This window comes from Streptomyces griseocarneus, from assembly GCF_014655595.1.
Lineage (GTDB): Bacteria > Actinomycetota > Actinomycetes > Streptomycetales > Streptomycetaceae > Streptomyces > Streptomyces griseocarneus.
Window position 1 is genome coordinate 68578 of sequence record NZ_BNBL01000003.1, and the last position, 25902, is coordinate 94479.

23 protein-coding genes, 1 pseudogene and 1 riboswitch are annotated in these 25902 nt (G+C 72.3%); of the genes and pseudogenes, 8 read left to right on the forward strand and 16 right to left on the reverse strand.

Features of this window, described 5'->3' with window-relative positions; all coding sequences use genetic code 11:
- The first annotated feature begins 109 nt into the window (after positions 1 to 109).
- Complete coding sequence (locus tag IE295_RS09015; RefSeq protein ID WP_190063041.1) at positions 110 to 1132, forward strand: adenosine deaminase; 1023 nt, start codon at positions 110 to 112, stop codon at positions 1130 to 1132.
- Positions 1133 to 1159: 27 nt separating this feature from the next.
- Positions 1160 to 1879, forward strand: coding sequence for a glycerophosphodiester phosphodiesterase (locus IE295_RS09020; protein ID WP_190063042.1), 720 nt, complete (start codon positions 1160 to 1162; stop codon positions 1877 to 1879).
- A gap of 38 nt (positions 1880 to 1917) precedes the next feature.
- Here the strand turns inward: IE295_RS09020 and IE295_RS09025 are convergent, their stop codons facing one another.
- Together IE295_RS09025 and IE295_RS09030 are read right to left on the reverse strand one after the other, a co-directional pair.
- On the reverse strand, positions 1918 to 3081 hold the full coding sequence (locus IE295_RS09025) for a polyamine ABC transporter substrate-binding protein (RefSeq protein ID WP_190063442.1): 1164 nt from the start codon (positions 3079 to 3081) through the stop codon (positions 1918 to 1920).
- 152 nt (positions 3082 to 3233) lie between these two features.
- Complete coding sequence (locus IE295_RS09030) at positions 3234 to 4685, reverse strand: gamma-aminobutyraldehyde dehydrogenase (RefSeq protein ID WP_190063043.1); 1452 nt, start codon at positions 4683 to 4685, stop codon at positions 3234 to 3236.
- A gap of 167 nt (positions 4686 to 4852) precedes the next feature.
- Between IE295_RS09030 and IE295_RS09035 the strand changes: the two genes are divergently transcribed.
- The 5 genes from IE295_RS09035 to IE295_RS09055 all read left to right on the forward strand — a co-directional run bounded on the left by IE295_RS09035 (position 4853) and on the right by IE295_RS09055 (position 10012).
- On the forward strand, positions 4853 to 5356 hold the full coding sequence (locus IE295_RS09035) for an Lrp/AsnC family transcriptional regulator (RefSeq protein WP_190063044.1): 504 nt from the start codon (positions 4853 to 4855) through the stop codon (positions 5354 to 5356).
- The gene (locus IE295_RS09040) at positions 5341 to 6720 is read left to right on the forward strand and encodes an aspartate aminotransferase family protein (RefSeq protein ID WP_190063443.1); all 1380 of its coding nucleotides are present in this window, start codon (positions 5341 to 5343) and stop codon (positions 6718 to 6720) included. The genes IE295_RS09035 and IE295_RS09040 overlap by 16 nt, the downstream gene beginning before the upstream one ends.
- Positions 6721 to 7021: 301 nt before the next feature.
- The gene (locus IE295_RS09045; RefSeq protein ID WP_190063045.1) at positions 7022 to 7759 is read left to right on the forward strand and encodes an ABC transporter ATP-binding protein; all 738 of its coding nucleotides are present in this window, start codon (positions 7022 to 7024) and stop codon (positions 7757 to 7759) included.
- Positions 7741 to 8961, forward strand: coding sequence for a hypothetical protein (locus tag IE295_RS09050; RefSeq protein ID WP_190063046.1), 1221 nt, complete (start codon positions 7741 to 7743; stop codon positions 8959 to 8961). Before IE295_RS09045 ends, IE295_RS09050 begins: the two co-directional genes overlap by 19 nt.
- A 127-nt stretch (positions 8962 to 9088) precedes the next feature.
- Positions 9089 to 10012 carry a DMT family transporter gene (locus tag IE295_RS09055; protein ID WP_190063047.1) on the forward strand — a complete coding sequence of 308 codons (924 nt, stop codon included), beginning with the start codon at positions 9089 to 9091 and terminating at the stop codon, positions 10010 to 10012.
- A 56-nt stretch (positions 10013 to 10068) separates the two neighbouring features.
- On the opposite strand, the gene IE295_RS09060 is transcribed toward IE295_RS09055, so the two are convergent.
- The 9 genes from IE295_RS09060 to rpsB form a co-directional block, all read right to left on the reverse strand.
- Positions 10069 to 11085: an ABC transporter ATP-binding protein gene (locus IE295_RS09060; protein ID WP_190063048.1), complete on the reverse strand. Its 1017-nt coding sequence runs from the start codon at positions 11083 to 11085 to the stop codon at positions 10069 to 10071.
- Complete coding sequence (locus IE295_RS09065) at positions 11086 to 12789, reverse strand: ABC transporter permease (RefSeq protein ID WP_372479727.1); 1704 nt, start codon at positions 12787 to 12789, stop codon at positions 11086 to 11088.
- Positions 12765 to 13856, reverse strand: coding sequence for a thiamine ABC transporter substrate-binding protein (locus IE295_RS09070; protein WP_190063049.1), 1092 nt, complete (start codon positions 13854 to 13856; stop codon positions 12765 to 12767). Before IE295_RS09070 ends, IE295_RS09065 begins: the two co-directional genes overlap by 25 nt.
- A riboswitch (TPP riboswitch) is annotated at positions 13852 to 13957 on the reverse strand. It overlaps the preceding gene by 5 nt.
- A 47-nt stretch (positions 13958 to 14004) precedes the next feature.
- Positions 14005 to 15114, reverse strand: coding sequence for a dual-specificity RNA methyltransferase RlmN (rlmN, locus tag IE295_RS09075; protein WP_190063050.1), 1110 nt, complete (start codon positions 15112 to 15114; stop codon positions 14005 to 14007).
- 231 nt (positions 15115 to 15345) lie between these two features.
- Positions 15346 to 16431 (reverse strand): phosphatidate cytidylyltransferase, encoded by a 1086-nt coding sequence (locus tag IE295_RS09080; RefSeq protein ID WP_190063051.1) that lies wholly within the window; start codon positions 16429 to 16431, stop codon positions 15346 to 15348.
- Entirely contained in the window at positions 16431 to 16988 is a 558-nt protein-coding gene (gene frr, locus IE295_RS09085; RefSeq protein WP_071965847.1) for a ribosome recycling factor, read from the reverse strand. Before frr ends, IE295_RS09080 begins: the two co-directional genes overlap by 1 nt.
- Positions 16989 to 17155: 167 nt before the next feature.
- The gene (gene pyrH / locus IE295_RS09090) at positions 17156 to 17935 is read right to left on the reverse strand and encodes a UMP kinase (protein WP_190063052.1); all 780 of its coding nucleotides are present in this window, start codon (positions 17933 to 17935) and stop codon (positions 17156 to 17158) included.
- Positions 17936 to 18095: 160 nt separating this feature from the next.
- A complete protein-coding gene (gene tsf, locus IE295_RS09095; RefSeq protein ID WP_190063053.1) occupies positions 18096 to 18932 on the reverse strand; it encodes a translation elongation factor Ts in 837 nt (278 codons plus the stop codon).
- A gap of 175 nt (positions 18933 to 19107) precedes the next feature.
- Entirely contained in the window at positions 19108 to 19974 is an 867-nt protein-coding gene (gene rpsB, locus IE295_RS09100; RefSeq protein ID WP_190063054.1) for a 30S ribosomal protein S2, read from the reverse strand.
- A gap of 313 nt (positions 19975 to 20287) precedes the next feature.
- Here rpsB and IE295_RS09105 point away from each other — a divergent pair.
- Positions 20288 to 20851: pseudogene (locus IE295_RS09105) on the forward strand (murein hydrolase activator EnvC family protein); the annotation flags it as partial.
- Between the two features lie 69 nt (positions 20852 to 20920).
- Here IE295_RS09105 and IE295_RS09110 read toward each other — a convergent pair.
- The 5 genes from IE295_RS09110 to IE295_RS09130 all read right to left on the reverse strand — a co-directional run bounded on the left by IE295_RS09110 (position 20921) and on the right by IE295_RS09130 (position 25799).
- Positions 20921 to 21478 carry a TetR/AcrR family transcriptional regulator gene (locus IE295_RS09110; RefSeq protein ID WP_190063445.1) on the reverse strand — a complete coding sequence of 186 codons (558 nt, stop codon included), beginning with the start codon at positions 21476 to 21478 and terminating at the stop codon, positions 20921 to 20923.
- A 98-nt stretch (positions 21479 to 21576) separates the two neighbouring features.
- Complete coding sequence (whiG, locus tag IE295_RS09115) at positions 21577 to 22413, reverse strand: RNA polymerase sigma factor WhiG (protein ID WP_190063055.1); 837 nt, start codon at positions 22411 to 22413, stop codon at positions 21577 to 21579.
- Positions 22414 to 22645: 232 nt separating this feature from the next.
- On the reverse strand, positions 22646 to 23827 hold the full coding sequence (gene dprA / locus IE295_RS09120) for a DNA-processing protein DprA (protein ID WP_224323539.1): 1182 nt from the start codon (positions 23825 to 23827) through the stop codon (positions 22646 to 22648).
- Positions 23824 to 25437: a YifB family Mg chelatase-like AAA ATPase gene (locus IE295_RS09125; RefSeq protein WP_190063446.1), complete on the reverse strand. Its 1614-nt coding sequence runs from the start codon at positions 25435 to 25437 to the stop codon at positions 23824 to 23826. The genes dprA and IE295_RS09125 overlap by 4 nt, the downstream gene beginning before the upstream one ends.
- The gene (locus tag IE295_RS09130; RefSeq protein ID WP_190063057.1) at positions 25437 to 25799 is read right to left on the reverse strand and encodes a YraN family protein; all 363 of its coding nucleotides are present in this window, start codon (positions 25797 to 25799) and stop codon (positions 25437 to 25439) included. The genes IE295_RS09125 and IE295_RS09130 overlap by 1 nt, the downstream gene beginning before the upstream one ends.
- Positions 25800 to 25902: the final 103 nt, after the last annotated feature.

The window sequence follows — 25902 nt, forward strand, 5'->3', positions numbered from 1 at the left end:
GGCCCTCCCCAGTCGGTACTCCGTCATGCTAAGGCCTGAGCACGGAGCCGATACCCCCCGCGCATACGATGATCGGTGCACACGCCACCCAGCAGCCATGGAGGCCCGCATGTCCGTACTCGACTCGTTCATCGCAGGGCTCCCCAAGGCGGAGCTGCACGTGCACCACGTGGGCTCCGCCTCCCCGCGCATCGTCGCCGAACTGGCCGCCCGGCACCCGGACTCGCCGGTGCCCACCGACCCCGAGGCGCTCGCCGACTTCTTCACCTTCCGCGACTTCGCCCACTTCATCGAGGTCTACCTCTCCGTGGTCGACCTGATCCGCGACGCGGAGGACGTCCGGCTGCTGACGTACGAGGTCGCCCGTGACATGGCCCGGCAGAACATCCGCTACGCCGAGCTGACCGTCACCCCCTACAGCTCCACCAAGCGCGGCATCCCCGACGCCGCCTTCGTCGAGGCCATCGAGGACGCCCGCAAGGCGGCGGAGTCCGAGCTGGGCGTGACGCTGCGCTGGTGCTTCGACATCCCGGGCGAGGCGGGCCTGGAGGCCGCCGAGGAGACGGCCCGCATCGCCTGCGACCTGAAGCCGGAGGGCCTGGTCTCCTTCGGTCTCGGCGGCCCCGAGATCGGCGTGCCCCGCCCGCAGTTCAAGCCCTACTTCGACCGGGCCCTCGCCGCCGGGCTGCACAGCGTGCCGCACGCCGGCGAGACCACGGGCCCGCAGACGATCTGGGACGCCCTGACCCACCTGCGCGCCGAGCGCATCGGCCACGGCACCAGCGCCACGCGGGACCCGAAGCTGCTGGCCCACCTGGCCGAGCACCGCATCCCGCTCGAGGTCTGCCCCACCTCCAACCTCGCCACCCGGGCCGTGACCGACCTGGACCGGCACCCGATCAAGGAGATGGTGGCGGCGGGCGTGCTGGTGACCATCAACAGCGACGACCCGCCCATGTTCGGCACGGACCTCAACACCGAGTACGCGGTGGCCGCCCGCCTGCTGGAGCTGGACGCGCACGGCGTGGCCGCGCTCGCCAAGAACGCGGTGGAGGCGTCGTTCATGGACGCGGTCGGCAAGGCCGCGCTGACCGCCGAGATCGACGCGTACACCGCCGCCTGGCGCGGCTGAGCCGGCTCCCCCGCCACAATGGTGCCCATGGCTCCCACGGACACCGCGTTCGCCGCCGTCACCGCCGTCGCCCACCGCGGCGACCCCTATGTGCACCGCGAGAACACCCTGCCCTCGATCCACTCGGCGCTCCAGGCGGGGGCCGGCGCGGTCGAGATCGACGTCCGGCTGACCCGCGACGGCGTGCCCGTGCTGCTGCACGACGCGACGCTCGAGCGGCTGTGGGGGCACGAACGGGCCCTGGCCGCGCTGACGGTCCCGCAGCTGCGGGACCTGACCGGCGGCAGGGTGCCGACCCTCGCGGAGACCCTCTCCGGAGTCACCGGCGCCCTGTCGGCCTCCTCGGGGCGGCTGTTCGTCGACCTGCCCGACCCGTCCGCAGCGGCGGCCGCCGTCGCCGAGGTGCACGCGGGCGGGGCGGCCGGGCACGTGTACTACTGCGGGGGCCCGGCGTCCATGCTCGCCGTGCGCCGGGCCGACCGGGACGCGGAGATCGCGCTGACCTGGACGACGCTCGCGCCGCCCCGCCCGGCGCTGCTCGCCGAGGTGCGCCCGCGCTGGCTCAACTACCGCTTCGGGCTGATCACCCCGGAGCTGGTCGCCCGCGACCACGCCGCCGGGCTGCTGGTCTCCGCCTGGACCGCCGACACCCGCCGCACCATGCGGCGGCTGCTGGGCGCGGGCGTCGACTCGATCACCACCAACCGCATCGGCACGCTGCGGTCCCTGCTGCGCCCGCCGGCCTGAGACGAGAGGTCACGGCCCGACGGGTTCGGGGCGACGGGTCACAGCCCGACGATCTCGTTCCACTCCTTGGCGAAGCCGGGGCGCTCCTTGGCGGTCATGTCCCGCGCGGTGGCCAGCCGCCGGCGCATGTCGTCGCTGGGGAAGACCAGCGGGTTCGCGGCCAGCTCGGCGAGCTCCTTGTCCTTCGACGAGGCCAGGACGTCGCGCGCGGCCGGCACCGGGCAGACGTAGTTGACCGCGGCCGCCAGGCGCGCGGCGACGTCGGGCCGGTAGTAGTAGTCGATCAGCCGCTCGGCGCTGCGCTTGTGGCGGGCGAGGTTGGGGATCATCAGGCTCTCCGCCCACAGCTCGGCGCCCTCCTCGGGGACGACGAACTCGATGTCCGGGTTGTCGGCCTGCAGCTGGATGATGTCGCCGGAGTAGGCCTGGCAGGCCAGGACGTCGCCGGAGGAGAGGTCCTTGAGGTAGTCGTTGCCGGTGAAGCGGCGGATGTGCCGCTTGGCGACGAGGCGGCGCAGCTGGTCGGTCATGCGGTGGAAGTCGTCGGCGGTCCAGCGGGTGACGTCGACGCCGTTGCCCTGCATGAGCAGCGAGAACGCCTCGTCCATGCCGGACAGCAGGGTGACGCGGCCGCGCAGGTCGTCGTGCCACAGCTCCGAGGTGCGCCGGATCTCGCGGCCGAGCTTCTTGCGGTTGTAGGCGATGCCGGTGATGCCGGACTGCCAGGGCACGGTGTGCAGCCGGCCCGGGTCGAAGTGCGGCTTGCGCAGCAGCGGGTCGAGGTGGCGGGCGACGTGGGGCTGGGCGGCGCGGTCCATCTCCTGGACCCAGCCGAGCCGGACGTAGCGCGAGGCCATCCAGTCGCTGACCACGACGATGTCCCGGCCGGTCTCCTGGTGGTTCATCAGGGCCGGGCTGATCTTGCCGAAGAACTCGTCGTTGTCGTTGATCTCTTCGGTGTACTTCACCGAGACGCCGCTGAGCTTCTCGAACTCGTCCAGCGTCGGCCGCTTCTCCAGGTCGTCCTCGTCCGCGTCGATGTACAGCGGCCAGTTGGCGAAGACGAGCCGCTTGTCGCGCTCGGAGCGGTCGGCCGCGGCCCGCTCGCCCGGGGCGACGTACGCGGCCGGCACCCCGCAGCCGGCGAGGGCCGCGGCCCCGGCGCCGGCGCCCAGCGCGCGCAGCACGGTTCGGCGGGACAGGGGCTTCACGGGCTTCTCGCATTCCGGCGACGGCGGGGCAGGGCGGTACGGGCACGGCGGTACGGGCCACGGCGGTACCGGCCGTTCGGCCGGGCGTCGATGATACGCGCACGCGCGTACGGAACGTACACGCGTGCGCGAGGGCGACGGGATCAGCCCAGCGAGGTCATCACGTGCTTGATGCGGGTGTAGTCCTCGAAGCCGTAGGCGGAGAGGTCCTTGCCGTAGCCGGACTTCTTGAAGCCGCCGTGGGGCATCTCGGCGACCAGCGGGATGTGGGTGTTGATCCACACGCAGCCGAAGTCGAGCGCCTTGGACATCCGCATGGCGCGGCCGTGGTCCTTGGTCCACACCGAGGAGGCCAGGGCGTACTCGACGCCGTTGGCGTAGGCGACGGCCTGCTCCTCGTCGGTGAAGGACTGGACGGTGATGACGGGGCCGAAGACCTCGTGCTGGACGATCTCGTCGTCCTGCTTCAGCCCGGAGACGACGGTCGGGGCGTAGAAGTAGCCCTTCTCGCCGACGCGGTGGCCGCCGGCCTCGACCTTGGCGTGGGCGGGCAGCCGCTCGATGAAGCCGGTCACCTGCTGCAGCTGGTTGGCGTTGTTCAGCGGGCCGTAGAGCACGTCCTCGTCGTCCGGCTGCCCGGTCTTGGTGTCGGCCGCGGCCTTGGCCAGCGCGGTGACGAACTCGTCGTGGACGGACTCGTGCACGAGCACGCGGGTGGCGGCCGTACAGTCCTGGCCGGCGTTGAAGTAGCCGGCGACGGAGATGTCCTCGACGGCCTTGGCGATGTCGGCGTCCTCGAAGACGACGACGGGCGCCTTGCCGCCCAGCTCCAGGTGGACGCGCTTGAGGTCCTTGGAGGCGGACTCGGCGACCTGCATGCCGGCGCGCACGGAGCCGGTGATGGAGGCCATGGCGGGCACCTTGTGCTCGACCATCAGGCGGCCGGTCTCGCGGTCGCCGCAGATCACGTTGAAGACACCCTTGGGGTGGCCCAGCTCCTCGAGCACGCCGCCGACGATCTCGGCGATGAGGACCGTGGAGGCGGGGGTGGTGTCGGAGGGCTTGAGGACGACGGTGTTGCCCGCGGCGAGCGCCGGGGCGAACTTCCACACCGCCATCATCATCGGGTAGTTCCAGGGGGCGACCTGGGCGCAGACGCCGACCGGCTCGCGCCGGATGATGGAGGTCATGCCCTCCATGTACTCGCCGGCGGAGCGGCCCTCGAGCAGCCGGGCGGCGCCCGCGAAGAAGCGGATCTGGTCCACCATCGGCGGGACCTCTTCGCTGCGGGTGAGGGCGAGCGGCTTGCCGGTGTTCTCCGACTCGGCGGCGATCAGCTCCTCGGCACGCGCCTCGAAGGCGTCGGCGATCTTGAGGAGCACCTTCTGGCGCTCGGCGGGCACCAGGTCGCGCCAGGCCGGGAAGGCGGCCTCGGCGGCGGCCATGGCCGCGTCGACGTCGGCGGCTCCGGACAGCGGGGCGGTCGCGTACGCCTCGCCCGTGGCCGGATTGACGACCTCGAGGGTCCGCCCGTCGGCGGCGTCCCGGAACTCCCCGGCGATGTAGTTACGCAGGCGGCGCAGCTCGGTGGTCACGTTGTGCCACCCCTTCTGTTCGGACGTCCAATGGCTGAGACGCCCAGCCTAATCACTGAGGCCACGCTTTCGACATACCCGATCCCGAGGAACAACGGAATCAGTTATTTCGCAGCTGATCCACAACGAATTTCATCGCTCAAGGCTTGCCTCACGGCTGAGTCCTCATGCACAGTGGGGTTGTGGCCACTCGTAGCGCAGATCCCAAGAGCCTGAACAGCGCGCAGCCGATCGATGCCGTCTCCCTGGCGATCATCGAGCAGCTCCAGGAGGACGGGCGCCGCCCCTACGCGGCGATCGGCAAGGCCGTCGGACTGTCCGAGGCGGCGGTGCGGCAGCGCGTGCAGAAGCTGCTCGACCAGGGCGTCATGCAGATCGTCGCCGTCACTGACCCGCTCACCGTGGGCTTCCGGCGGCAGGCGATGGTCGGCGTCAACGTCGAGGGCGACCTCGACCCCGTCGCCGACGCCCTGACCGCGATGGACGAGGTGGAGTACGTGGTCGTCACCGCGGGCTCCTTCGATCTCCTGATCGAGATCGTCTGCGAGGACGACGACCATCTCCTCGAGACGATCAACAAGCGCATCCGCACCCTGCCGGGCGTGCGCTCGACGGAGAGCTTCGTCTACCTCAAGCTCCGCAAGCAGACCTACACCTGGGGAACCCGATAGCCGTGAGCAAGGACCTCTCCCGAACCGCGTACGACCACCTGTGGATGCACTTCACCCGCATGTCCTCGTACGAGAACGCCCCCGTGCCCACCATCGTGCGCGGCGAGGGCACCTACATCTTCGACGACAAGGGCAAGCGCTACCTCGACGGCCTCGCCGGGCTGTTCGTGGTCCAGGCCGGCCACGGCCGTGCGGAGCTCGCCGAGGCGGCCAACAAGCAGGCACAGGAGCTGGCCTTCTTCCCGGTGTGGAGCTACGCCCACCCCAAGGCCGTCGAGCTCGCCGAGCGGCTGGCCCACTACGCCCCGGGCGATCTGAACAAGGTCTTCTTCACCACCGGCGGCGGCGAGGCCGTCGAGACCGCGTGGAAGCTGGCGAAGCAGTACCACAAGCTGACCGGCAACCACGGGAAGTACAAGGTCATATCCCGGGCGGTCGCCTACCACGGCACCCCGCAGGGCGCCCTGGCCATCACCGGCCTGCCGGCCCTCAAGGCCCCCTTCGAGCCGCTGGTGCCCGGCGCCCACAAGGTGCCCAACACCAACATCTACCGCGCTCCCGTGCACGGCGACGACCCGGAGGCCTTCGGCCGCTGGGCCGCCGACCAGATCGAGCAGCAGATCCTCTTCGAGGGCCCCGACACCGTCGCCGCCGTCTTCCTCGAGCCCGTGCAGAACGCGGGCGGCTGCTTCCCGCCGCCGCCCGGCTACTTCCAGCGGGTGCGCGAGATCTGCGACGCGTACGACGTGCTGCTCGTCTCGGACGAGGTCATCTGCGCCTTCGGCCGCCTCGGCACCATGTTCGCCTGCGACAAGTTCGGCTACGTCCCGGACATCATCACCTGCGCCAAGGGCATGACCTCCGGCTACTCCCCGATCGGCGCGGCCGTGATCTCCGACCGCATCGCCGAGCCGTTCTTCAAGGGGAGCAACACCTTCCTGCACGGCTACACCTTCGGCGGCCACCCCGTCTCGGCCGCCGTCGCGCTCGCCAACCTCGACATCTTCGAGCGCGAGGGGCTCAACCAGCACGTGCTGGACAACGAGTCCGCCTTCCACGGCACCCTGTCGAAGCTGCACGACCTGCCGATCGTCGGCGACGTGCGCGGCAACGGCTTCTTCTACGGCATCGAGCTGGTGAAGGACAAGGCGACCAAGGAGTCGTTCACGCCGGAGGAGTGCGAGCGGCTGCTGTACGGCTTCGTCTCCAAGAAGCTCTTCGAGAACGGCCTGTACTGCCGGGCCGACGACCGCGGCGACCCGGTCATCCAGCTCTCGCCGCCGCTGATCTCGGACCAGTCGACGTTCGACGAGATCGAGCAGATCGTCCGCGGCGTCCTCACAGAGGCCTGGACCAGGATCTGACCCCCTCGCACCACCTCACGACGGGCACCCCCCAGTGCTCTTCCGGCCCGTCTCCACGCCGTGGCCCACGTGCGCGCACCGCTCCCCCGCGCGCCGTGGGCCGCGGCACGTTCCCCAAACCCCGAAATTCGAGCTCGAAACCTCGGAATATGAGCCCGATGGGAGGAAAGTGGGGCCCTCCAGCGCCGAGCCTGGACGGAGGCTAGGATCCCGGTTCCGTACGGTGCCAGTGACCCAATGGCCTCCGGTTCGTTCACCCGGACAGGGGAACGAACCCTCTCAGCGACCCGAGGTGCTCGATATGGTGGCCCCGCCGGACAACGACGTGCTCTGGGCACGCGGCCTGCACTACTCCTACAGCGGTTCACCGGCCCTGACCGGTGTGTCCATCGGTGTCCGCGAGGGCGAGATCCTCGCCGTGACCGGGCCCCGCGGGTCCGGCAAGACCACGCTCCTCAAATGCCTCTCGGGCCAGATCCTGGCGGACCCCGGCGAGGTGTGGTTCAACAGCGCCCCCGTGCACACCCTCTCCCGCTCCGCGCGCGAGCGGCTGCGGCGGGAGCGGTTCGGCTGGATCGACTGCCGGCCGCACCTCGTCCCGGAGCTCACTGGCTGGGAGAACGCCGCCCTGCCGCTGCTGGTGCGCGGCACCACCCACCGCGCGGCCAAGCAGACCGCCACCGAATGGCTCGAACGCCTGGACGTCGGCGACTGCGCCCGCAAACGGCCCGGCGCGCTGACCCAGGCCCAGCGCCAGCGCATCGCCATCGCCCGCGCCCTGGCCGCCGACCCCACCGTCGTCTTCGCCGACGAGCCGACCGCACCGCTGCACCACACCGACCGCGCCCAGGTGCTGCGCACCCTCACCACGGCCGCCCGCTCGCACCAGATCACCGTCGTGCTGGCCACCCTCGACGAGGAGAGCGCCGCCCTCGCCGACCGTACGGTCACGCTGGTCGACGGCCGCCGGGGCGGCGCGATCCCGGCTCCCGACGCGTCCGAGGGGGAGGGCAGGGCCGCGTGCTCAGTCTCCGCCTAGCGCGCGGCGCGCACCCGCTCGTCCTGCTGCGGCGGCTGCTGGTGGCCCTCGCCGCGGCCGGGGTCGGCTTCCTGCTGCTGTGCTCCCTCGGATACGCGGTGGCGCACCCCAAGGCCACGCACGAGTCGCTCGTACGGCTGCTGTGGTGCGCCGCGCCGCTCGCCGCCGTCGTGCAGTTCGCGCTCGCCGTCGCCCGCAACGACCCCGCCACCCGGCCCCGCGACGGCCTCGACGCGATCGGGCTCGGCCCGGTGCGCCTGTCGGTGCTCGCCGCGACGTCCACGGCCATCTCCTGCTCGCTGGGCAGCGCCGCCGCCCTGCTGGTCTACCTCGAGCTGCGCGGAGACCTGGGCGCCACCCCGCTGAGCGGCGCCGCCTCCGGACTGCTGGACGGACGGGCGGCCCTGCCCTGGGGAGCCGCACTGACGCTGCTGGGGCTGCTCCCGGCGCTGTCGGCGGGCGCGTGCGCCATCGCACTGCGCCCGCGCAAGGAGCGCGCCGGCCGCGCCCCGGGCGCGTCGGAGGCGACCGCCGGCGAGGAGGCCGCGCCCGCCGCGGCGCGGGCGCCCCGCCCCTCCTACGCGGGGCTGCCCTGGGGCGTGTCGATCATCGCCTGCGGCCTCGCCCTGGAGGCCTACGTCGGGCACGGCCCGGCACCCGCCCCGAACTCTCTGCTGGCCCTGCCCGGCCAAAACAGCGGCGCCTCCCCCGGCCTCCTCGGCGGCTGGCTGCTCGCCTCCCTGGGCCTCGTCCTGGCCGGCCCCGGGCTCACCCACTGGTGCGGGGTGCTGCTGTCGGCCGGGCGGCCCGGGGCGATGCGCCTGCTGGCCGGGCGGATGCTGCAGGACACGGCGACGCGGATCGGCCGGCCGCTCGGAGTGCTGTGCGCGGTCGCCTCGGGGGCGCTGGCCGCCGTCGAGCTGTACGGCGCTGCCTGGGAGCGCTCGGGGCCCCGGCCGTTCGGGCCGCTGACCGGACTGGGCGCGGCGGTGGTGATGGCCTGCGTGACGGCGACGGCGATCACGGCCGCCCTGGACGCCCGGCAGCTGCGCTCCGACACCACCGCGGCCCTGGACCGGCTGGGCGTCCCCGCCTCGCTGCTGCGCGGCGCCGCGGCCGTGCGCAGCCTGGTGCTGCTGGCCGTGCTCGCCCCGCTGACCTGGGTGATCGCCGAGCTGACCGCGCTTCCGCTGAGCCGCTGAGGAGCGGCCGGAGCCACCGGCTCTTGACCAATTCTTGACTCAAGGCAACTTCGAGGCCGAAAAGTACGTCTGCTTCATACGTCTGCTTCAAACAGCACGACGGGCAATCAGGCGAACGGAGCTATCGGTGATCATCGGCCTTGTCACGGCTGTCGCGGCCTCGGTGTGTTACGGCACAGGTTCGGTCCTGCAAGCCGTGGGGTCGCGCAAATCGGCCCGCAAGGAGGCCGCGACGGCCTCCGGGACGGGCACCACCCAGCACGGCGGCCCCAGCCTGTCGTCCACCGCGAAGGCGGCCGTGACCTGGGAGTTCATGGTCGGCACGGTCCTGGACTTCGTGGGCTTCGCCCTCGGCGCGCTCGCCGCGCGGATGCTGCCGCTCTTCCTCTCCCAGACCGTCATCAGCGCCAACCTCATCGTCACCGCCCTGCTGAGCATCAAGCTGCTGGGCATCCGGCTGAACCGCAAGGAATGGCTGTCGATCGGCGTGGTCTGCTCGGCGCTGGTGCTGCTGGCGACCGCCGCCGGCCACGAGGGCAACGGCGACGCCGCCCGGTCCACCCACTGGTGGCTGCTGATCATCTCCTGTGTGCTGATGGGCGGCGGCTGGATCGCCGTCCACTTCCTCGGCTCGCGCGCCGCGATCCTCGCCGGTCTGCTCTCCGGCCTCGGCTTCGGTGCCATCGGCGTGGGCGTGCGCATCCTCGACGGCATCGACCCGTTCGACCTGACCGCCCTGATCTCCGACCCCGCGCTCTACGCCATCCTGATATCCGGCGGCGTGGGCATGTACCTCCACACCGTCGCCCTGCAGATCGGCTCGGTCAACGGCGCCACGGCCGCCCTGGTGGTCGGCGAGACCGTCCTGCCCGGCATCATCGGCGTCCTCTGGCTCGGCGACGCCTCCCGCGAGGGCTTCGCCTGGATGGCCGTCCTCGGCTTCCTGCTGGCCGTGGCGGGCGCGGTGGCGGTCGCCTGGTTCGGCGAGCCGGACGCGCATTCGGCCGCGCCGACGGAACCGAAGGCGCCGGAACCCACAGCCGTGGGCTGACGTCTTGTCCTCAAACGCCGGACGGGCTGACATTCCTTGTCAGCCCGTCCGGCGTTTCAGGGGAGAACCACCACGTCGTCCGCCACGAAGACGGCACCCACCCGGTCCCCCACCCCCGGCGCCCCGGCGAGCGGGCACGCCGCCTCGATCTCCGGTCCGCCGTCGGGCCGCAACCGCACCACCACGTGGTCACCGCGGAAGGTCCTCGCGGTCACCTCGCAGGCCAGGCCCGCGGCCGCGGACGCCAGCCGCACCCCCGTCGGCCGCACCAGCACCCGGCACTCGCCCTCCGGCGTGTCCCCCGGCACCGGCAGCTTGCCCCACGCGGTGTCCGCGCGGCCGCCCCGCACCGTCGCCGGGACCACGTTCTCGAACCCCAGGAAGCGCGCCACGAACTCCGACGCGGGCCGCTGCCACACCTCAAGCGGGGTGCCCGCCTGGGCGATGCGCCCGTCGCGCATCACCACCACCCGGTCGGCGAGCGCGAACGCCTCGCCCTGGTCGTGGGTGACCGCCAGCACCGTCGTCCCCAGCCGGTCGAACAGCGCCCGCAGCTCGACGACCAGCCGCTCGCGCAGGCTCCGGTCGAGCTGGCCCAGCGGCTCGTCGAGCATCAGCAGCCGCGGCTCGGGGGCCAGCGCCCGGGCCAGCGCCACGCGCTGCTGCTCGCCGCCCGACAGCGCCCCCACCGGCCGCTTCCGCGCCCCCGGCAGGCCCACCAGGTCCAGCAGCTCGCCGACCCGGCGCTCGGTCTCGGCGCGCCCGGTGCCGCGCATGCGCAGGCCGAAGGCGACGTTGCCGCCCACGTCGCGCTGCGGGAAGAGCTGGTGGTCCTGGAACATCAGGCCCACCCCGCGCCGGTGCGTGGGCACGCCGCCCTGGTCCCGCCCCGCGAGCAGCACCCGCCCGGCGTCCGCCCGCTGCAGCCCGGCGACCACCCGCAGCAGCGTGGACTTGCCGCTGCCGCTCGGGCCGAGCACGCACACGATCTCGTGCTCGGCGACCTCGAGGTCCACCGCGTCCAGCGCCGCGCGCTCGCCGAAGCGGACGGTCACCCCTTCGAGCCGAAGCATCTAGAACTCTCCCGTACGGTCGGTGCGCACCCGCTCCAGCACCAGCAGCGCCGCGGCGCACACCAGCATCAGGATGGTGCTGAGGGCCATCGCCTGCCCGTAGTTCAGCTCGCCGGGACGGCCCAGCAGCCGCGCCACGGCCACCGGAAGGGTGGGGCTGTCGGGGCGGGCGATGAAGACGGTCGCCCCGAACTCGCCCAGCGACACCGCGAAGGCGAAGCCGGCGGCCACCGCCAGCGCCCGACCCACCAGGGGCAGGTCCACCTCGCGCCACGCCCGCAGCGGTGACGCGCCGAGCACCGCCGCCGCCTCGCGCAGCCGGGCGTCCACCGCGCGCAGCACCGGCAGCATGGTGCGGACGACGAAGGGCACGCCCACCAGCGCCTGCGCCAGCGGCACCAGGATCCAGGAGGTGCGCAGGTCCAGCGGGGGTTCGTCCAGGCTGATCAGGAAGCCGAAGCCGACGGTCACCGCGGAGGTGCCCAGCGGCAGCATCAGCAGCGCGTCGAAGCCGCGCACGAGCCGTCCCTCGCGCCGGGTGAGGGCCGCGGCGGCGAGGCCGCCCACGACGACGGCGATGGCGGTGGCGGCCAGCCCGTAGGCCAGGGAGTTGCCGATCGCCTCCAGCGGGGCGACGACGAACGTACCGCCGTTCTCCCCGGCCGAGCCCAGGGCGCGGTAGAAGGTCAGGCCGTAGCCGTCCGGCCCGTCGAAGGAGCGCAGGACCAGGACCAGCAGGGGGACGAGCACGAGCAGGGCGACGACGGCCAGTACGGAGCCCAGAAGCGTCCACTCGGCGGCGCCGCGCGGCCGGCGGGCGGTGCCCGCGGCGTCGACCAGCCGCAGCGTCGCCTCGCGCCGCCGCACGGTCCAGGCGTGCACGCCCAGCAGCGCGGCCACCGCCGCGAACTGCACCAGGGTCAGGACGGCGGCCGTGGGCAGGTCGAGGAGCTGCGCGGTCTGCTGGTAGATCTCCACCTCGAGGGTGGCGTAGCGGGGCCCGCCGAGGATCTGGATGACGCCGAAGGAGGTGAAGGTGAACAGGAAGACCATCAGGGCGGCGGCCGCCACCGCCGGCGCCAGCGCGGGCAGCGTCACCCGCCGCCAGGCCGCCAGCCGCCCGGCGCCCAGGACGCGTGCCGCCTCCTCCTGGCGCGGGTCGAGCTGCGCCCACAGGCCGCCGACGGTGCGCACGACGACGGCGTAGTTGAAGAAGACGTGCGCGAGGAGGATCGCCCAGACCGTGGTGTCCAGGCGCACGCCCCACAGCTCGTCCAGCAGCCCTCCGTGGCCCAGCAGGGCCAGGAAGGCCGAGCCCACGACGACGGTGGGCAGGACGAAGGGCACGGTGACCACGGCCCGCAGCAGGCGCTTGCCGGGGAAGTCGAAGCGCGCGAGGACGTACGCGCCGGGCAGCGCGAGGAGCAGCGTCAGCGCGGTGGAGGCGGCCGCCTGCCAGGTGGTGAACCACAGGACGTGGCCGATGCGCGGGTCGGTGATCACCTCGCCGATGCGGGCGAACTGCCACTGCCCGCCGTCCTTGAGGCCACGGCTGACGATCGAGGCGACCGGATAGGCGAAGAAGACCCCGAAGAAGGCGAGCGGCAGGGCCATCAGGCCGAGCCGCGTCGCCGTGCGCCGGGGGCCGCCGCCCTCCGGGGCGGCGGCGTCGCGGGCGGCTACCTCAGGACGAGCGAGGACCATTCCTTGACCCACTGGTCGCGGTTCGCGGCGATCTTCTCCGGGGCGAGCGTCTCGGGCTTGTCGATCCGCGCGCCGTACGTGGTGAAGACCTCGGGCAGCTTGGCGTCGTCGGCGGCGGGCCGGACGAACATCTGCAGCGGCATGTCCTCCTGGAACCTCTTGCTCAGCAGGAAGTCCAGCAGGGCCTTGCCGCCCTCGGCGTTCCCCGCGCCCTTGAGCAGGCCGGCGAACTCGATCTGCCGGAAGCAGGTGCCGGTGGCCACGCCGGTCGGGCCCTCCTTGGGCGCCGGCTTCACGCCGAGCACCTCGGCGGGCGGGCTGGAGGCGTAGGAGACGACGAGGGGCTTGTCGCCCTTGGCCTTCTTGCCGGCGGCGGAGCCGGAGAAGCGGTCGTTGTAGGCCTGCTCCCAGCCGTCGACGACCTCGACGCCGTTGTCCTTCAACTTCTTCCAGTAGTCCTTCCAGCCGTCGTCGCCGTACTTGGCGACGGTGCCGAGCTGGAAGGCGAGGCCGGGAGAGGAGGTCGCGGAGTTCTCGGTGACCAGGAGGTTCTTGTACTCCGGCTTGATCAGGTCGTCGAAGGACCGCGGCGGGTCCAGCTTGTGGTCCGCGAAGTAGGCGCGGTCGTAGTTGACGCAGATGTCGCCGGTGTCGACCGGCGTGACGCGGTGCTCTCCGGCGTCGAGCTGCAGGTTCTTGGGGACGCGGTCCAGGCCCTTGGCCTCGTACGGCGCGAAGATGCCCTTGTCGAGGGCGCGGGAGAGCAGGGTGTTGTCGACGCCGAAGAAGACGTCGCCCTGCGGGTGGCTCTTGGAGAGGATCGCCTGGTTGACGGCCCGGCCGGCGTCCCCGCTCTTGAGGACCTTGACCTTGTAGCCGGTCTGCTCGGTGAACTCCTTGAGGACGTCCTCCGAGGCGGCGAACGAATCGTGCGAGACGAGCGTGACCGTCTTGCTCTTCGACCCGTCCGAGCCCTTGTCGTCCGATCCCCCGCAGGCCGCGAGGACGGGCAGGCCGAGCGCGGCCACGGCGGCCGCGCCGACGGCACGCCGGAAGTTGGTGATCATGGTGGTGCTGACTCCCTACGCCGGTACTAACCGGATCAGGTCCGAGGGTCTGCGGGCCGTGCCGCACTCTCAGCGCCCTGGGCGCTCCCCTGTCGGATTGTTCATTTGTGCGAATGATCGCTTGTGCGAGTGGTGCAGGTGGACAGTATCAGCGCTCGGTGGCGGCCAGCTGTCCGCACGCGCCGTCGATCTCCTGGCCACGGGTGTCGCGTACGGTCACGGGCACGCCGTGCGCCGCGATCGCCTGGACGAAGGCCCGCTCGTCCTCCGGACGGGAGGCCGTCCACTTGGAGCCCGGGGTGGGGTTGAGCGGGATGAGGTTGACGTGCACCCGCTTGCCCTTGAGGAGGCGGCCGAGCAGGTCACCACGCCATGCCTGGTCGTTGATGTCCCGGATCAGGGCGTACTCGATGGAGATCCGGCGGCCGGACTTCTCGGCGTACTCCCACGCGGCGTCGAGGACCTCACGGACCTTCCAGCGGGTGTTGACGGGCACGAGGGTGTCGCGCAGCTCGTCGTCGGGGGCGTGCAGCGAGACCGCCAGGCGGCACTTGAAGCCCTCGTCGGCGAAGCGGTGCATCGCCGGGACCAGGCCGACGGTGGAGACGGTGATGCCGCGCTGGGAGAGCCCCAGGCCGTCCGGCTCGGGGTCGGTGAGCCGGCGGATGGCGCCGACGACGCGCTTGTAGTTCGCCAGCGGCTCGCCCATGCCCATGAAGACGATGTTCGACAGGCGGGCGGGGCCGCCCGGCACCTCGCCGTCGCGCAGGGCGCGCATGCCGTCCACGATCTGGTGCACGATCTCGGCGGTGGACAGGTTGCGGTCCAGGCCCGCCTGGCCGGTGGCGCAGAACGGGCAGTTCATGCCGCAGCCGGCCTGGGAGCTGATGCACATGGTGACCCGGTCGGGGTAGCGCATGAGCACGGACTCGACGAGCTTGCCGTCGTGCAGGCGCCACAGGGTCTTGCGGGTGGTGTCGTCGTCGCACGAGATGTGCCGCACCACGCTCATCAGGTCCGGCAGCAGCTCGCCCGCGAGCTTCTCGCGGGCGGCGGCCGGGATGTCCGTCCACTGGGCCGGGTCGTGGGCGTAGCGGGCGAAGTAGTGCTGGGACAGCTGCTTCGCGCGGAACGGCTTCTCACCGATCGCGGCGACGGCCTCGCGGCGCTCGGCCGGGCTGAGGTCGGCGAGATGGCGCGGCGGCAGCTTGGCCCCGCGGGGGGCGACGAACGTCAGTTCTCCAGGCGCGGGGGCCATGAGCGGGAACTCCTCATTGCGACGATGGCGGATGACCTCCGCTGTCGCGGAGCCGGCGGCAGGACGTGCCGGAACCCGGAGACCTCACAGGGCCACCCCCGGGCGCGGAGCCGGAAAAGGGCCCGCCGCACGCGACGAGCCCTTCCAGGGTACCCGGCCCGGAATCAGGCCGAGTCGATCACAACCGACGGTCCGGACCAGCGGTCCGGTCCGGTACGCCGGTCCGGCGCCTCAGGCCGAGCCGACGAACGCCACCATGAGCAGCCACACCACCGGTGCCGTCGGCAGCAGCGAGTCCAGCCGGTCCATGATCCCGCCGTGCCCGGGCAGCAGGGCGCCCATGTCCTTGATGCCCAGGTCCCGCTTGATCATCGACTCGCCGAGGTCACCCAGCGTGGCGCTGACCGCGACCGCGAAGCCCAGCAGCAGGCCCTGCCACCACACTCCGTCGTCGATCAGGAACTGCATGCACAGCGCGCCCGCCACCATCGCGAACGCCACGGCGCCGATCAGGCCCTCGCGGGTCTTGCCGGGGCTGATGCGCGGGGCGAGCTTGTGCTTGCCGAAGCGCCAGCCCACCGCGTACGCACCCGTGTCGCTGACGACCGTCAGGATCAGGAACGTCAGCACCCGCCAGGCGCCGTCGCCCGCCGCCAGCATCAGCGCCACGAACGTGGCCAGGAACGGCACGTAGAACGCCGCGAAGATGCCGGCCGTGACGTCCCTGAGGTAGTCGTCCGGCGGCTCCGTCATGCGCCACACGAGCACGGCGAGCGCGGTGAAGGCCATGGCCACCCACGCGCCCTCGGCGCCGCCCACGTAGCCCGCGACGGTCATCGCGGCGCCGCCGATCGCCAGCGGCACCAGGGGAGCCCTGATGGCCTTGCGCTCGGCCAGGCGGGAGGTCAGCTCCCACAGCCCGACCACCACGGCGACGACGATCACGCCGAGGAAGACGGGCTTGTAGATGAACAGGGAGGCGAGGATCACCGCGCCGAGGCCGACACCGACCCCTATCGCGGCACGCAGATCCCGGCCCGCACTCTTCTTCGCCTTGGACCCCTGGGGGTTGGCAGGCTCCTGCGGCCGGATGTCGGGCTCCTGTTCATCGCGGAACAGGGGGCCACCGATGTGGGCGGCCCCCTGCTCACGGTCGGCACCGTCGTCCTGGTGTCCGCCTGCTCCGGGCACAATGGGCATGGCCCGAGTCTGCGCCGCGACGCCCGCCTCGTGCACAGGACCCGCCGGGGCAGGTCCCTGGTCGGTGGACCCCCAGTATCCGGCGCGCGGCGGGGCTCCCCAGGATGCGTCGTTCATCAGACCTCGAGCAGCTCGGCTTCCTTGTGCTTGAGCAGCTCGTCCACCTGCGCGACGTACTTCGCGGTGGTGTCGTCGAGCTCCTTCTCCGCGCGGCGCACCTCGTCCTCGCCGGACTCCTTGTCCTTGACGAGCTTGTCGAGGGCGTCCTTCGCCTTGCGGCGGATGGAGCGGATCGAGACCTTGGCGTCCTCGGCCTTGGTCTTGGCGACCTTGACGAACTCCTTGCGGCGCTGCTCGGTCAGCTCCGGGAAGGTCACCCGGATGATGTTGCCGTCGTTGCTCGGGTTGACGCCGAGGTCCGAGTCGCGGATCGCCTGCTCGATGTTGCGCAGCGCGCTCTTGTCGAACGGGGTCACCACGGCCATGCGCGGCTCGGGCACCGAGAACGACGCCAGCTGGTTGATGGGCGTCAGCGCGCCGTAGTAGTCCGCAACGATCTTGTTGAACATCGCCGGGTGCGCACGCCCGGTGCGGATCGCCGCGAAGTCCTCCTTGGCGACCACAACGGCCTTCTCCATCTTCTCCTCGGCCTCGAGGAGGATCTCTTCGATCACCACTTGCTCCTGGTGTTATCAGTAAGCAGAGCCTCGCCCCTGCGCGCGTCTTCTCCTGCACGGTGTCCGACCGGCAGGCAGTTGTCCATCCCCGTGCCGAGGTCTTCCCATGGCACGGAGTTGCCGTCCGTCATCGTTCGGTGAGACGCGGACGGCGTACGGGCTCTTCAGTCCCGCGTGCCCTGGTCGCTCACGAGCGTGCCGATCTTCTCACCCTTGACGGCACGTGCGATGTTGCCCTCGGCGAGCAGCTCGAAGACCAGGATCGGCACCTTGTTGTCCATGCACAGGCTGATGGCGGTGGCGTCGGCGACCTTCAGGCCGCGGGCGAGCACCTCGCCGTACTCCAGGGCGTCGAACTTCACCGCGTCGGGGTTCTTCTTCGGGTCGGAGTCGTAGACCCCGTCGACGCCGTTCTTGCCCATGAGGATCGCCTCGGCGTGGATCTCCAGGGCGCGCTGGGCGGCGGTGGTGTCGGTGGAGAAGTAGGGCATGCCCATGCCCGCGCCGAAGATCACGACGCGGCCCTTCTCCAGGTGGCGCACGGCGCGCAGCGGGATGAACGGCTCCGCGACCTGGCCCATGGTGATGCCGGTCTGCACCCGGGTCTCGACGCCTTCCTTGGACAGGAAGTCCTGGAGGGCGAGGCTGTTCATGACGGTGCCGAGCATGCCCATGTAGTCCGAGCGGGCGCGGTCCATGCCGCGCTGCTGCAGTTCGGCGCCGCGGAAGAAGTTGCCGCCGCCGATGACGACGGCGATCTCGTAGCCCTCGCGGACCACGGCCGCGATCTCACGGGCGATGGCGTGCACGACATCGGGGTCGACACCGAGCCCGCCGCCGCCGGCGAAGGCCTCACCTGACAGTTTCAGCAGGAACCGACGCCGCTTGCCCTGGTCGGCGCTGGTGTCGTCGGCTGCCTGCTTGGCGTCCGCGCCCTGGTTCATTGCAGTTCTCCTCGTGCACATACGAAGAAGGCCATTGCCGGATGGATCCTTTCGGTTCCCTCTGCGGCAATGGCCTCCTCGTCACATCAGCGGCCGGCCGGTGGACGGTCGGCTGCATACGACCCTAGCGGGTCGCGGGTCATTCGCTGCTGCCGACGGCTCAGGCGCCGACGCGGATGCGGGCGAAGCGCTTCAGCGTGACACCGGCCTCGTCCAGAACCTTCTGGACGGTCTTCTTGTTGTCCTTGGCGAAGGGCTGGTCCAGCAGGACCTGCTCCTTGAAGAAGCCGGTGACGCGACCCTCGACGATCTTCGGCAGGGCGGCCTCGGGCTTGCCCTCCTCGCGAGCGGTGGCCTCGGCGACGCGACGCTCGTTCTCCACGACGTCGGCCGGGATGGCGTCACGGGAGAGGAACTTCGGCGCGAAGGCGGCGATGTGCTGCGCGACGTCCTTGGCGACCTCGGCGTTGGCCTTGTCCAGCTCGACCAGCACGCCGACCTGCGGGGGCAGGTCCGCGGCGGTGCGGTGCATGTAGGCGAAGACCTGGCCGTCGGCGAACTGCGCGAAGCGGTCCACGACGATCTTCTCACCGAGGGTGGCGTTGGCCTCGTCCACGTACGCCTGGACGGTCTTGCCGGCCTCGATCTCGGAGGCCATCAGGGCCTCGACGTCGGCCGGAGCGGTCTTGGCGATGTGGGCGGCCAGGGCCTCGGCGACGGCGATGAACTTCTCACCCTTGGCGACGAAGTCGGTCTCGCACTTCAGCTCGACGATGACACCGGAGGTGTTGTCGTCGGCGATGACGGAGACGACGGCGCCGTTCTCGGTGGTGCGGCTCTCGCGCTTGGCCACGCCCTTCAGGCCCTTGACGCGGACGATCTCGACGGCCTTCTCGAGGTTGCCCTCGGCCTCGTCGAGCGCCTTCTTGCAGTCCATCATGCCGGCGCCCGTGAGCTCGCGGAGCTTCTTGACGTCAGCGGCGGTGAAGTTCGCCATCCTTCAATCCTTCTTCTGCACTACGCCTTGCCGCGGCCTTCGGGCGTCATCGGCAAGGCTGGTCCGTCTTGAGGTCACCACAGCTGCCGGTCCCCGTCCCGCTGACGGGGTCCGACAGTGGATCCACCAGGCGACGGCGGGGGCGAGGGCCCCCGCCGTCCGGTACGGCAGGGCGTCAGGCCTGCTCGGCGTCCGCCGGCTTCTCGGCCTCGGCCTCGGCCGGAGCCTCGGCAGCGGCCTCGGCCGGCTTCTCGGCCTCGTCGGCCTTCTTCTCGCCCTCGAGCAGGTCGCGCTCCCACTCGGCCAGCGGCTCGCCCGCGGCCTTCTCGCCCTTGCCCTCACCGGCACCACCGGAGCGGGCGATGAGGCCCTCGGCGACGGCGTCGGCGATCACGCGGGTGAGCAGGGTGACGGAGCGGATGGCGTCGTCGTTGCCCGGGATCTTGTAGTCGACCTCGTCGGGGTCGCAGTTGGTGTCGAGGATCGCGACGACCGGGATGCGGAGCTTGCGCGCCTCACCGACGGCGATGTGCTCCTTCTTGGTGTCCACGATCCAGACGGCGCTGGGCACCTTCTGCATCTCGCGGATGCCGCCGAGGGTCTTCTCGAGCTTGGCCTTCTCGCGGGAGAGGACCAGGAGCTCCTTCTTGGTGAGGCCGGAGGCGGCCACGTCCTCGAAGTCGATGAGCTCGAGCTCCTTCAGGCGCTGCAGGCGCTTGTAGACGGTCGAGAAGTTGGTGAGCATGCCGCCCAGCCAGCGCTGGTTGACGTAGGGCATGCCGACACGGGTCGCCTGCTCGGCGATGGCCTCCTGGGCCTGCTTCTTCGTACCGACGAACATGATGGAGCCGCCGTGCGCGACGGTCTCCTTGACGAACTCGTAGGCGCGGTCGATGTACGACAGCGACTGGAGCAGGTCGATGATGTAGATGCCGTTGCGCTCCGTGAAGATGAAACGCTTCATCTTCGGGTTCCAACGACGGGTCTGGTGACCGAAGTGGACGCCGCTCTCCAGCAGCTCCCGCATCGTGACGACGGCCATGGCCGCGCTCCTTGAAATACTCGGTTCCACGACGGCCGGGCGGCCGCCGCTCCTGACGCCCCGACGCGCCTGCCGTGGACGGATCCCTTGCGAGGAGCCGTGCACGGACCGAGAGACACGGCCACCGGGCTGCCCGAGTGGGTCTGACGCGCCAGTGGCGGGGCGTGCGAAGTCGACCCGGTGACCCGGATCGCCAAGAGAAGTGTACGGGACCGGAGAACCACCGGGTGACGGCGTTGTCCACAACCGGCGAGTAGTCCACAGATCACCGTCAAGATCCCCCCGGCCCGCCGATCTCCGTCACCGTTGCGCCATGCGACGACTGGGCTCGGCCGTGCGGGCGCTCGCGCTCTGCGCCCTCGCGGTCCTCATCCATTGGTGTACGTGCGCCCCGGCGGTTGCCGCCCCCGGCCCGAGGGGGCCGGACGGTGACCGCGCGTGGCCGGTGACCGGGGCGGCGGGGGCGCGCCGGCCGCCGGTCCTGCGGGCGTGGGAGCCGCCCCCGGCGCCCTGGGCGGCCGGGCACCGAGGCGTGGATCTACGGGCCGGGGCGGGCCTGCCGGTACGGGCCGCGGCGCCGGGGACCGTGTCCTTCGCGGGCACCGTGGCCGGGCGCGGGGTGCTGGTGGTGGAGCTGGCCGGGACGGGCAGCCCGCCGCTGCGCACGACGTACGAGCCGGTGCGCGCCTCCGTGCGCGAGGGGGCGCGGGTGGCGGCCGGTGAGGTGGTGGGGGTGCTGGAGCCGGGCCCGTACCACTGCCCGGGCGGCTGCCTGCACTGGGGACTGCGGCGCGGGGAGGCCTATCTGGACCCGCTGAGCCTGCTGCCCCCGTGGATGCTGCGGGGCGGCCCGTCGCGGCTGCTGCCCCTGACCGGCCCGCTGGGGGCCGGTCCGCCGGGGTTCGGTTTACGGGGAGCCGGCCTGCCGGGGCGCGGCCCGCTGGGGTCAGCCCTGTACGCCGCGCAGGGCCATGGTGACGGCGGCCTCGGTGATCCGGTCCGGTTCCTCGGCGGCGCCGAGCTCGATGCGGCGGACGGCGGCATCGACCACGCCCTGCAGCAGCATGGCCGTCAGCCGGGGCTGCTCGTGGCCGAGGGTCATCAGGGCCTCGACGACCATGGCGATCAGCCCGCCGTGGGCGGCGCGGATCTTCTCGCGGGCGCCCGCGTCGAGCTCTCCGGCGGAGATGGCGACGACGGCGCGGTGCCGGCGGTCACCGACGAGCGCCAGCTGCTGCCGCACATAGGCCTCGATCTTGCCCTCGGGGGTGGCCGACCGCTCCATGGCGGCCTCGACCTCCGCCGCCCAGACGGGGAAGTCGACGGCGCACAGCTCCTCGACGACGGCCGCGCGCGAGCGGAAGTACTCGTAGACCGAGGACCGCGCGAGTCCCGTGCGCTCGGCGAGGGCGGGGAAGGTCAGCGCCTCCGTACCGCCTTCGGACAGCAATGAGCGTGCGGCGTCCAAGAGGGCGTCGCGCTGCATCGTCCGGTGCTCGGCCACTGAGGCCGCTCGAATCCTGGGCACGGTCCCACTTTACGGACAGGGCCCGCCGGGGACGACGGTGGAGGGACGATTCAGCGAAGGGATCCGCGCACGGATCAGCGCCCGACGTCCGCCAGCTTGGCCCTCAGCTGGAGGACCGACTTGGTGTGGATCTGGCTCACCCTGCTCTCGGTGACGCCGAGGACGTGGCCGATCTCGGCGAGGGTGAGGCCCTCGTAGTAGTAGAGGGTGACGACGGTCTTCTCCCGGTCGGGCAGGGTGTTGATCGCCCGGGCCAGCAGCCGGCGCAGCTCGTGGTCCTCGGCGACCTCGACGGGGTCGTCGGCCGCCGTGTCCTCGAGGGTGTCCATCAGGCTCAGCCGGTCGCCGCCCTCGCCGCCGGCGTAGAGCAGCTCCTCCAGCGCCACCACGTTGGCCAGCGACAACTGACTGAAGACCGCGTGCAGTTCCTCGAGCGAGATGTCCATCTCCGCGGCCACCTCGGCCTCGGAGGGGGTGCGGCGCAGCGCGGCCTCCAGGGTGGCGTACGCGCGCTCGACGGCGCGCGCCTTCTGCCGGACCGAGCGGGGGATCCAGTCCAGGGCCCGCAGCTCGTCGATCATCGCGCCCCGGATGCGGGTGATGGCGTAGGTCTCGAACTTGATGGAGCGGGAGGGGTCGAACTTCTCGATGGCGTCGATGAGGCCGAAGATCCCGGAGGAGACGAAGTCGGCCTGCTCGACGTTGGGCGGCAGGCCGACGCTGACCCGCCCGGCCACGTACTTCACCAGGGGCGAGTAGTGAAGGATCAACTGTTCCCGCAGCCGGTCGTCGCCCGAGGCCTTGTACGACCGCCACAGCTCGTCGAGCGTCGTGGGTGCGGGAGGGCGCACGGCGCCACGCGCCGCGGGCGGTGCCGCCGCGTGATCGGACCCGGAAGTGTGCTGGGGCATTCGTCGTTCTGAGCCGTTCTGCTGTGACGTGGATCGGTTGGTACGAATGGATGGATCCCGTGAGCGTAGCGTGACCGGAGCGCTGCGGTGAGCGAGGAGACTCCTTTGATGGACGCGGCCGTGTCCCGCCGTACTCCGAGTGACGGCCACCGGGGCGCCCGGCGGCCCCGCGGAGCCCGCCGTATCGGCCGCCGCGGTCACCGCCTTAACCCTTTCACCCGATCACCCCAGGTCAAGCACCGCCTCGCCGCACAGGGTGGCGCCGTCCGGGGGGCTTGGGGGTGCCGGATGTTGACGTGGCGTCAGCCAGCCGCCAGAGATCGCCCCGCCGTTCCACGAATCCCAGCGCCTGGAGTTCGTACAGGCCGGCGAGCGCCCGCTCCCGGCCCGTCCCGGCGTTTCGTGCGATGAGCGCGGTGTCCCCGCCGCCCCGTCCGGGGACGGCCTCCAGCACCCGCAGCGCCGCCGGCTCCAGCAGGTCCCGGGCCACCACCGGGCCGCGCCGCTCGGGAGCCAGCTCGCCGATGCCGCCCACGAGCTCGGCGATCTCGTCGGCGTCGGTCACCACGCAGGCCCCCTCGCGCAGCAGTTCGTGCACCCCCGCCGAGAGGCCGGACGTGACCGGGCCGGGCACCCCCATCGTGTGCCGCCCCAGCTGCCGCGCCCGGCGCGCCGTGACCAGCGATCCGCTGCGGTACTCGGCCTCCACGACCACCGTGCCCCGCGTCAACGCCGCGATGACGCGGTTGCGGAGCACGAAGCGGCTGCGCGTGGGATGCCCGCCCGGCGGCAATTCCGCCAGCACCAGCCCCTGTTCCGTGATCCGGTCGATCAACTCGGTGTGCCCGCGCGGATAGGGCACGTCCACCCCCGAGGCCAGCACCGCCACCGTCGCCCCGCCCACGGCGAGCGCCCCGCGGTGCGCCGCCCCGTCGACCCCGTACGCCGCGCCCGAGACCACCACCCAGCCGCGCTCCGCGAGCCCCGAGCCGAGCAGGGCCGCCACGTAGGAGCCGTAGTCGGTGCAGGCGCGGGCGCCCACCACCGCGACGGACCGCAGCGCCCACAGCCGCAGGCTCGGACTGCCGCGCACCCACAGCCCGATGGGCCGGGCGTCCCCCAGGTCGTCCAGCTGCCCCGGCCACTCGGCATCGCCCGGGCACAGGAAGCGGCCGCCCAGCCGGTCCACGGCCGCCAGGTCCGCGGCCGGGTCGAGCGTCGCGGCCCGCGCCCGGCACCCGGCGAGCCGGTCCGCCCGCGCCCCCGCCGGCGGCGGCCCGGCCCCGGTCAGCCCCCGCACCAGCGCCACCGGCCCCATCTGCCGCAGCCACCGCCCCACGCTCTCGTCCCCCGGCTCGGTCAGCCCGGTCAGCGCGGCCCGCGCCAGTCTCTCCTCCGGACCGGGCGCGGTCACGGCCGGCCTCCGGCGCCGACCACGCCACGCAGCACACCCGTGCGCAGCTCCAGCGCCTGGACGACGTCCTCGGCACCGGGCCGGTCGTGCCCGGCGAGGTCCGCCACGGTCCACGCGACGCGCAGCACCCGGTCGAGCCCCCGGGCCGTCAGCAGCCCCCGCTCCATGTCCCGTTCGGCCTCCGCCAGCGCCTCCGGCGCGGCTCTCCAGCGGGTGCGCAGCTCGTGCCCGGGGACCTCGCTGTTGGTGTGCCACGGCGTGCCGGCGTACCGGGCGGCGGCCCGCTCCCGGGCGGCGCGCACCCGGGCCGCGACCTCGGCGCTGCTCTCGGCCGCCGCGCCGGCGCCGGTCAGCTCCGAGCGCGAGACCGGCTCGATGCGCACCCTGAGGTCCACCCGGTCCATCAGCGGCCCGGACAGCCGGCTCAGGTAGCGCCGGACCGCCTGCGGCGGGCACTGGCAGCCCTCGCCGGTCATGCCGTGCCGCCCGCAGGGGCAGGGGTTCGCGGCGAGCACCAGCAGGAAGGCGGCGGGCAGCCGCATCATCCCGCCCGAGCGGGCCACCACCACGTGCCCCGACTCCAGCGGCTGGCGCAGCGCGTCCAGCACCCGTCCGGAGAACTCGGGAGCCTCGTCCATGAAGAGCACCCCGTGGTGCGCCAGGGAGACCGCTCCCGGCCGGGGCAGCCCCGACCCGCCGCCGACGAGGGAGGGCATGGACGCCGAGTGGTGGGGCGCGCAGTAGGGCGCGCGGTCGATCAGGGGCTGTCCGGCGGGCAGGACTCCGGCCACCGAATGGACCGCCGTGACCTCCAGGGACTCCTGGGGCGTGAGGGGCGGCAGCAGGCCGGGCAGCCGCTCGGCCAGGAGCGTCTTGCCGGCCCCGGGCGGGCCCAGGAAGTAGAGGTGGTGCCGCCCGGCGGCCGCCACCTCCAGCGCGCGGCGGGCCCTGGCCTGCCCGGCGACCTCGGCCAGGTCGGGAAGCCGCTCGCCGTACCGGTCCCCGTTCGGCGGCGCCGTGCCCGGCAGCGCCAGCCCCGCCAGCATCGGATCGGGCCGCCCCTCCCCCGGCGGCTCCTCGTCCTCCTCGGGCACCGGCTCGTCCGTCAGCACCGCGATCAGCTGCCGCAGGCTGCGCACCCCCAGGACCGAGACCCCCGGCACCAGCGCCGCCTCCGCCGCCGTGCGCTCGGGCACCACGACCTGCCGATAGCCGGCGTCGGCGGCGGCCAGGACCGCGGGGAGCACCCCGCGCACCGGGCGGACCCGGCCGTCCAGGCCCAGCTCGCCGATCATCACCAGGTCGGCGATCGCGCGGGGGTCGAGGCGCTCGGCCGCGCCCAGCACCGCGCAGGCCACGGCCAGGTCGAAGCCGCTGCCGCCCTTGGGGACGGAGGCCGGGCTCAGGCCCACGGTCAGCTTCTTCTGGGGCCACTCGCCTCCCGAATTCACCACCGCCGCCCGGACCCGGTCACGGCTCTCGCTCAGGCTCTTGTCCGGCAGTCCCACCAGGGTGAACGCCGCGACACCCGGCTCCAGGTCCGCCTGGACCTCGACGACCACGCCCTCGACGCCCACCAGCGCCACCGAGCACGTACGGGCGAAGCCCATCACGCCACCCCCCTGACGTGCTCCACCACGGGCGCGCCCCGGCCGGGGACGACCACGCCCACCAGGTCGATGCGCACCCCGCCCGCCGGCGGCGCGCCGCCGTGCCGCTCCAGCCAGCGGCCGGCGAGCAGGCGCAGCCGGTCGGCCTTGCCGGCCCGGACCGCGGCCATGGGATGTTCGAACGGGCCCTCGCGCCGGGCCTTCACCTCGCAGATGACCAGGGTGTCGCCGTCCGCGGCCACGATGTCGATCTCGCCGTCGCGGCACCGCCAGTTGCGGGCCAGCACCCTCATCCCGGCCTCGGCCAGCCGGCGCGCGGCCAGGTCCTCCCCGTACCTGCCGAGTCCCCCTCGGGCGTTCATCGGCACCACCTCCGGTGCCGACTATGAAGCCCCCGCCGCCCCCTGTTGGATCTTGGTGGATAACCGACGGGTTGTGGAAAACCCCGCCACCCGAACGAGCGGC

What these genes read in the sequence shown, in the direction of transcription:
- IE295_RS09015 (WP_190063041.1), top strand. Translation starts at nt 110, where the DNA reads ATGTCCGTACTCGACTCGTTCATCGCAGGGCTCCCCAAGGCGGAGCTG.
- IE295_RS09020 (WP_190063042.1), top strand. Translation starts at nt 1,160, where the DNA reads ATGGCTCCCACGGACACCGCGTTCGCCGCCGTCACCGCCGTCGCCCAC.
- IE295_RS09035 (WP_190063044.1), top strand. Translation starts at nt 4,853, where the DNA reads ATGCACAGTGGGGTTGTGGCCACTCGTAGCGCAGATCCCAAGAGCCTG.
- IE295_RS09045 (WP_190063045.1), top strand. Translation starts at nt 7,022, where the DNA reads ATGGTGGCCCCGCCGGACAACGACGTGCTCTGGGCACGCGGCCTGCAC.
- IE295_RS09060 (WP_190063048.1), bottom strand. Translation starts at nt 11,085, where the DNA reads ATGCTTCGGCTCGAAGGGGTGACCGTCCGCTTCGGCGAGCGCGCGGCG.
- IE295_RS09065 (WP_372479727.1), bottom strand. Translation starts at nt 12,789, where the DNA reads ATGGTCCTCGCTCGTCCTGAGGTAGCCGCCCGCGACGCCGCCGCCCCG.
- IE295_RS09070 (WP_190063049.1), bottom strand. Translation starts at nt 13,856, where the DNA reads ATGATCACCAACTTCCGGCGTGCCGTCGGCGCGGCCGCCGTGGCCGCG.
- rlmN (WP_190063050.1), bottom strand. Translation starts at nt 15,114, where the DNA reads ATGGCCCCCGCGCCTGGAGAACTGACGTTCGTCGCCCCCCGCGGGGCC.
- IE295_RS09080 (WP_190063051.1), bottom strand. Translation starts at nt 16,431, where the DNA reads ATGAACGACGCATCCTGGGGAGCCCCGCCGCGCGCCGGATACTGGGGG.
- pyrH (WP_190063052.1), bottom strand. Translation starts at nt 17,935, where the DNA reads ATGAACCAGGGCGCGGACGCCAAGCAGGCAGCCGACGACACCAGCGCC.
- tsf (WP_190063053.1), bottom strand. Translation starts at nt 18,932, where the DNA reads ATGGCGAACTTCACCGCCGCTGACGTCAAGAAGCTCCGCGAGCTCACG.
- rpsB (WP_190063054.1), bottom strand. Translation starts at nt 19,974, where the DNA reads ATGGCCGTCGTCACGATGCGGGAGCTGCTGGAGAGCGGCGTCCACTTC.
- whiG (WP_190063055.1), bottom strand. Translation starts at nt 22,413, where the DNA reads ATGCCCCAGCACACTTCCGGGTCCGATCACGCGGCGGCACCGCCCGCG.
- IE295_RS09125 (WP_190063446.1), bottom strand. Translation starts at nt 25,437, where the DNA reads ATGGGCTTCGCCCGTACGTGCTCGGTGGCGCTGGTGGGCGTCGAGGGC.
- IE295_RS09130 (WP_190063057.1), bottom strand. Translation starts at nt 25,799, where the DNA reads ATGAACGCCCGAGGGGGACTCGGCAGGTACGGGGAGGACCTGGCCGCG.